The sequence below is a fragment of the Martinezella sp. CNPSo 3732 genome (assembly GCF_057784515.1).
Map to the genome: position 1 here is coordinate 1 of NZ_JBXSOO010000048.1, position 6,661 is coordinate 6,661.

4 protein-coding genes are annotated in these 6,661 nt (G+C 60.4%); 2 read left to right on the forward strand and 2 right to left on the reverse strand.

The genetic code is table 11. The annotated features are described in order from the left end of the window. Positions 1–39: 39 nt before the first annotated feature. On the reverse strand, positions 40–2,022 hold the full coding sequence (locus AC13RM_RS31310; protein WP_488556138.1) for a polysaccharide biosynthesis protein: 1,983 nt from the start codon (positions 2,020–2,022) through the stop codon (positions 40–42). A gap of 214 nt (positions 2,023–2,236) precedes the next feature. Beyond that, positions 2,237–3,913, reverse strand: a complete 1,677-nt coding sequence (locus AC13RM_RS31315) for a GumC family protein (protein WP_374824997.1) — start codon at positions 3,911–3,913, stop codon at positions 2,237–2,239. A 192-nt stretch (positions 3,914–4,105) separates the two neighbouring features. Here AC13RM_RS31315 and AC13RM_RS31320 point away from each other — a divergent pair, with 192 nt between their 5' ends. Beyond that, positions 4,106–5,185 carry a glycoside hydrolase family 5 protein gene (locus AC13RM_RS31320; protein WP_374825000.1) on the forward strand — a complete coding sequence of 360 codons (1,080 nt, stop codon included), beginning with the start codon at positions 4,106–4,108 and terminating at the stop codon, positions 5,183–5,185. Positions 5,186–5,273: 88 nt separating this feature from the next. Further along, complete coding sequence (locus AC13RM_RS31325) at positions 5,274–6,509, forward strand: hypothetical protein (protein ID WP_374825003.1); 1,236 nt, start codon at positions 5,274–5,276, stop codon at positions 6,507–6,509. Positions 6,510–6,661: the final 152 nt, after the last annotated feature.

The window sequence follows — 6,661 nt, forward strand, 5'->3', positions numbered from 1 at the left end:
ACGGACTTTCCTGGAATTGCTCTAATGGCGGATACACGCCTATAGCTGCGCAACGTTGTCGAGGTTCGGTTGGTCGACCGTCAGATCCGTCTCGCGCTCGCGATAGACCAGATCGACCACTTCGCTGCTCGGCGCATAGCCGGAAACGAGTTTTTGCAGCAGGGCTCTCGCCAAGGGGATATCGTTTTCATCCAACGCAGCCTCGAGTGCGGCGAGCCGCTTCGACAGCTCCGGCCAGGGCAGGAAATCTTCCTTGGCCTGCATGATGCGCGGATGGCTGGTCGGCTGCGGGTTCTCGCCGATCAGCAGTTCCTCAAAAAGCTTCTCGCCCGGCCGCAGACCGGTGATTTCAAGCTCGATATCGCCATCCGGTTCGTCCTGGTCCCGTACGGTCAGACCGGACAGTTCCACCATTCGCCGCGCGAGATCGGTAATGCGTACCGGTTCGCCCATATCGAGCAGGAAGACATCGCCGCCGCCCGACATCGCGCCCGCCTGGATCACAAGCTGCGACGCCTCGGGAATGGTCATGAAATAACGGGTGATATCGGGATGCGTCAGCGTGATCGGGCCGCCGTCGCGGATCTGCTGGCGAAAGAGCGGCACGACCGAACCGGAGGAGCCGAGCACGTTGCCGAAGCGCACCATGGCGAAATTGGTACTGTCGGTGCCGGGCTTGCGATCGGCGTCCATCGCTTGCAGCACCATCTCCGCGAGCCGCTTGCTGGCGCCCATGATGTTGGTCGGACGCACGGCCTTGTCGGTGCTGATGAGGACGAAATTTTCGACACCATGATCGCGCGCGGCTTCGGCCGCTATCTGCGTTCCCTGCACATTGTTGCGGATGCCTTCGACGGGATTGTATTCGACGAGCGGCACATGCTTGTAGGCAGCGGCATGATAGACGGTCTTCGGCCGCCAGGCCTGCATGATCTGCCTGATCCGCTGGCCGTCGCGGACGGAAGCCAGGAAGGGAATGATGCGCATATCGGCATAGCCGGCGGAGGCGGCCGCCTTCTCCAGCTCGCCGTGAATGGCATAGAGGGCGAACTCGCTCTGCTCGATCAGCAGTAGGGCGGACGGCCCGTTCTTCAGGATCTGGCGGCAGAGTTCGCTGCCGATCGAACCGCCGGCACCGGTGACCATGACGACCTTGCCGCGAATATTCTTGTCGATCAGGCCGCGGTCGGGGACGATCACGTTGCGGCCGAGCAGGTCTTCGATATCAAGCTCGCGCAGATCCGAAACCGCGACCCGGCCCTGCGCGAGCGCCGTCAGATCTGGCATGGTCCGCACCGTGACGCGGGCCTTGCGCATATCTTCAAGGATTTCGTTGCGCCGCTGCCGGGTGGCATTCGGCAGGGCGAGCAATACGCCCTTGATCTCGCCCGAGACCACAAGCGCCGGCAGATCGGCCGGATCGTAGATCGGCAGGCCGCCCATGATGCTGCCATGCAGGTTGCGATCGTCGTCGAGATAGCCGACGACGTTCAGCTCCGCGCTATTGGCAAGCGCGCCCGCAAGCTGACGCCCTGACGCGCCGGCGCCGTAAACCAGTACCTTGGCGAGCTGATTGCGATTGAGAAGGCGCTGATAGGCGTTGCCAAGCCAGTAGCGCGTCCACATGCGCGACAGGCCGATCGCGATCAGCAGCAGCAAGGGCTGCAAAATGCCAACGGTGCGCGGCACGCCCGGCACGCTGATCGCGGTAAAAATCGTCATGAAAGCGAGGGCATAGATCGCCACCGCCTTGACGACCGTAACGAAAGCCGAAAGACCCGCATAGCGGAATATGGCGCGATAGAGGCCGAGGACGATGAAGATCGGAATGGCAAGCAGAAGCGAAACGACCGCTGGCAGCCACTCGACACCTTCGAGGATGACCCAGTCGTCGAGGCGAAGACAATAGGCAAACCAGACTGTCAGCACACACAGGCTGGCATCGACCAGCAGCGCAAGCGCGCGCTTGGTGGAGCGCGGCAACGCCAGAAACGGCAGAACGAGTTTATCCGCGGGCACCATCGGTCAGCTTTCCCCGGCGCCAGTCATCGGAGCAACGCACCGCTTTTCTCGCATAGATTGTCTCACAAAGTATCGCACAACGCCTAATGACCGTATCGTGCTCCATTAGCAAGATCCAATCATTCCCAGCGCCGATTTACATTTAGAACAGTCGGCGCGCAATTGCACCATCGATGCTGAAAAAGGCCGCCGATGCGAAAGGGGAAAACGATGATCACTTGCCGAAATAGCCACGGATGACGGGATGCCGAAACAGGCCGAGGAGAATGGCAAACGCCATGCCAAGACCGGCACCAAATATTGCGCCGGCGATCAGGCCGGCCACCATCATCACCTTGCGGCTCGGCCCATCGGCTTTTAGCGGCGGCTCCGCCTCCGAGATCACGCGGATATTGCTCTGCGACAGATCCTTAGCATCGCTCGCCTGACCGGACCGCTTCAGCAGCGATTCATAGAGGTCGCGAGCCGCGGTCGCCTTGCGCTGCAGCTCGTTCAGGCCCACAAGCTTGCCCGAGGTGTTGACCTGCGAGGCCTTCTGCACGGCAAGTTCCTTGGCGATATCCTGTTCGGCCTTCTGCGCCTGCTCGTAATCGGCGCGGGCGGAGGTCATCTGCCGCTGCAGCTCCGCGCGAATTTCGGCGGCGAGGCTATCCAGCGACGATTTCGCGGCGAGCAGGCGCGGATGGCGAGCGCCGAGCTGGCTTTGAAGGCTGCCGACATTGGCCGCCATCGTCGCATATTGCTGCCGCAGGCTGCTCAAAGCCGTCGATGTCACCCCAGCGGACGGATTGTTGGAGACCACATCTTCAAAGCTGAGCTTGCCGGCCGCGTCCGCGCGGGCTCTTGCCTCGATCGTCTTCTGCTGGGCTGTCACCAATAGATCGTTCAAGGCGGTCAGGCGCTTGTCGGAGATCAGATTGCCCTCGACGGCCACCATGTCGTTGTCGGCGCGATAGGTTTCGACGGCCTTTTCGGCTGACAGTACCTGCTGGCGCAGATCCTCCAGGCGGGAATCGAGCGCCGTATTGCTGCTCTTGTAGGTGCTAGCAGCTGCCTTGCTCTCTTCCTCCATGAAGGAGGTCACCAGCTGGTTGGCGATCCCGGCCGATTTTTGAGGATCGCCCGTCGTCACCTTCGCGTTGACGACGTAGGTGCTGGACTCGCGGGCGATCTGCACGGCTTTCGCCAAGGCAGCAGTGGCCACATATTTTGCCGCCTCGCCGGTGGCGCCGCCATTGAATTTCGGATCCTGATCGAGTTTCAGCGCATCGACGACGCGCCCCAGCACCTTGCCGGAAGACAGAATCTGCGTCTGGCTGTCGATCATCGTCGTGATCAATTCCGGTGGCGTCGGAGCCTGCTGGGCGGAATCGGTGCCTCCGACCGGCCGAGGGTCGAAATAGAGGCTGGTCTCGGCGGTGAATTTCTGCGGAATAAGGGGAATGACCGCTCCGCCCAGAACGGCGCCGGCGCCTGCCAGGGCAAGAACCACAAATTTCCTCGCCCAGATCAAAGCGATGGCCGACCGAAGATCAAGCAACGGCAACTTTGCCGGCAGTAGCGATGCCGCCGGAGCAGCGACAGATACCGGAGCAACCGCAACCTGCTCCACGGTCGGGATCGCCGCAGCGACAACCGGCTCGGCAATGGGGCGCGGGACCACCGGCTCCTTCACATCGGATCGCTTCGGCGGGCTTTGCGGAACGGCGGCTTCCGGAATGGGCGCCTCAAGCTCCTCGGAATCTGCTATGGGCTCGGCAGCGGCAACGAAATCCCGAGGACGCAAGACGGGACTGCGCAGGCGCACGCCATCGCGCCGTACATCAGACGGCTCGGTGTCGCGCCAACCCGCAAGTCGGTCCGATCGCTGGCTTCGTTCCATTGAGCTCATTGCAGACTTTCAGTGCTTCGCGGGCGGATTCCACGCAGCAGACGCCCGAAGTTTAGAAACGTTTGGCTAACGGAACATTAAGGACGCTTCCAGGAAATCGCGCCGCGACCATCAACGCAACCCATCCTTTCATTATTGCTCAACACCATACTTCCTATGAAAAGCAAGCCGCACGGAAGACAGGGGCATGCTATGACCGCATCGATGACGAAATCTCTGCGACGCCTGCTGGCCGCGGCCGTCATGCTCGCTTTCACGACGCACGCAGGAGGCGCATTTGCCGCCGCGCAACTGTGCTATCGCGGCGTCAATCTGTCCGGCGCGGAATATGGCGAACGCGGCGGGGTCATCAATGTCAATTACACCTATCCGTCAGAACAGACCGTGCGTTATTTCGCGGAAAAGGGCATGAACACGATCCGCCTGCCCTTCCGTTGGGAACGGCTGCAGCCCGTGCTCGGAGCGCCCCTCGATGGCGACGAACTGCAACGGCTGAAGGATGCCGTCGATCTCATCCAGAAACATGGAATGGCAGTCGTTCTCGATCCTCATAACTACGCCTATTACGACAAGACGCAGCTCAAGCAGCCGCCCGCGACCGATCTCGCTTTCGGCGATTTCTGGGCGCGGCTTGCAGTCGAATTCGCCAATCGGAAGGGCGTCGCCTTCGGCCTGATGAACGAGCCACACGACCTCAAGGCGCCCGATTGGCTTGAACTTGCCAATACCGCCATCCGCAGCATCCGCACCGTCGGCGCACGCAATCTCATCCTCGTACCCGGAACGAACTGGACGGGCGCACACAGCTGGTCGGCCGATGTGCTTGGCGGGGGCGCAAACGGAACGGTGATGCTCGGCATCAAGGATCCGATCGATTTCTACGCCTTCGAATTTCACCAATATCTGGATTCGGACAGCTCGGGCACGCACCCGGTCTGCGACGGCACCGACAATGCCGTGAAGGGCATGAGCGACGTCACCGACTGGCTGCGCAAGAACGGCAAACGCGGATTTCTGGGCGAATTCGGCGTCGCCGCCAATGATGGTTGCCTCGACGGTCTCAAGCAGGTTCTCGACATCATGAACGCCAACGGCGACGTATGGCTCGGCTGGACCTACTGGGCCGCTGGCGACTGGTGGCCGCCGGAGGAGCCGCTCAACGTCCAGCCCCGCAATGGCCGCGACAAACCGCAGATGAAGGTTCTTGCCGAAGGCCTGAGCCGAAAGGTGTCGCTGGCGCCTTCATGCGCGCTGGTCAAGCCTGCGAAATGATCGGTAACGGAGAGCCGGCTCTTTGTCGCGAATCATCGGGCTGATATGCTGCCGCGGCCAGTGAAGACCCCACGACCTCGGATATCTGATGCAACGTTCAGGCGAAAAGCAGCCGATCAATTTCGTCATTCTCACGATTTCGCTGCTTGCGGTCTGCTATAACTGCATCCTTGCCTTCATCAATCACAATATCACGCCGCTGACGCCGAGCGCGGTCGTCTTGTCCGAAATATTGCTGCAGGTCGCCGCTTTCACCTATCTGCTAACGAAAGGCATATATGAGCAGGACATAGCACCGCTCCTTTATCTGCTGCTGACCATCGTGTTGACGGTTTTCGTCATCGCCATCAACAAGCAGGCCTATATCGATCATCTCCGCAACGTGATGATCATTTTTGCCTTTTCGATCATGGGGCGGCTGGCCAACGAGCGCACCGTCAAGCTTGCTTTCAAGATTTCATGCTTCATCGTGCTTGCCGTGCTTGTCCTGGAAATCGTGTCGGTCAAGGAATATGTCGCGCTGTTCCATCCGGCCGAATATTTCCAGAACACACGCGGCGTGCCGCCGGCCACCTACAGCGATCTCGGCCTGTTTCGCGGCGCGCTCGGCTTCGAGGGCCGGTTTTCCTTCGGCCTGATCGACCATCGGTCGTCATCCATCTTCCTGGAACAGGTCTCGCTCGCCAATTTCTGCGGCGTCATGGTGCTGTATCTGATCAGCTTTTCCAATCGCCTGGGATTGCTGGAACGGCTGCTATTCTTCTCGACGGTCGCGCTGATCCTGTTGACGAACGACACGCGCACGATGCTGATCTTCAGCCTCATCTGCGTGGCCGGCTACTTCATCTATCCCTGGCTCCCGAAGACGCTCGACCTGCTGACAATGCCCGGGATCATCGTTGTCGGCTTCGTCATTCACGCGCTCGAGCCGAGCGTGACGGGCGATAATTTCGTCGGGCGCATCAATGGCACGGTGAAAGCCTTCCTCGGCATGGATCTGCAGAGCACGATCGGCTTGCAGCTCGATCAGGTCGGCATCTTCTTCGACAGCGGATATGTCTACATCATCTATGGCGCCACCATCTTCGGCCTGATCCTGTTCTGGCTCTACGCCTCGCTCTATCCGGGCGGCGAGACGGTCAATCAGCGGCGCCTCGGCCATGCGCTTTCCCTTTTCCTCTTCCTCAATCTGATGATCGGCTCGACGGCCATCTTTTCCATGAAAACGGCCGGGCTCGTCTGGCTTCTTGTGGGATTCCTGAAATTCAACGAGGGAAGCCTGGCAAAACGGCCACAAGAGCTTTCGCTGGCAACCAGCGGCTGAGGCGGGGATACGCCGTTCGAAGACGCAACGGGAACGGCTTTTTGCCCGCCATCCTGCCTAAATATCCGCCGAAACATGGCTGGGGGGAGGTATTTCCCAGACCTCCGATTTCATCTAAGCAGGCGGACATCCTCGGGATAGAAGAGAAGAGA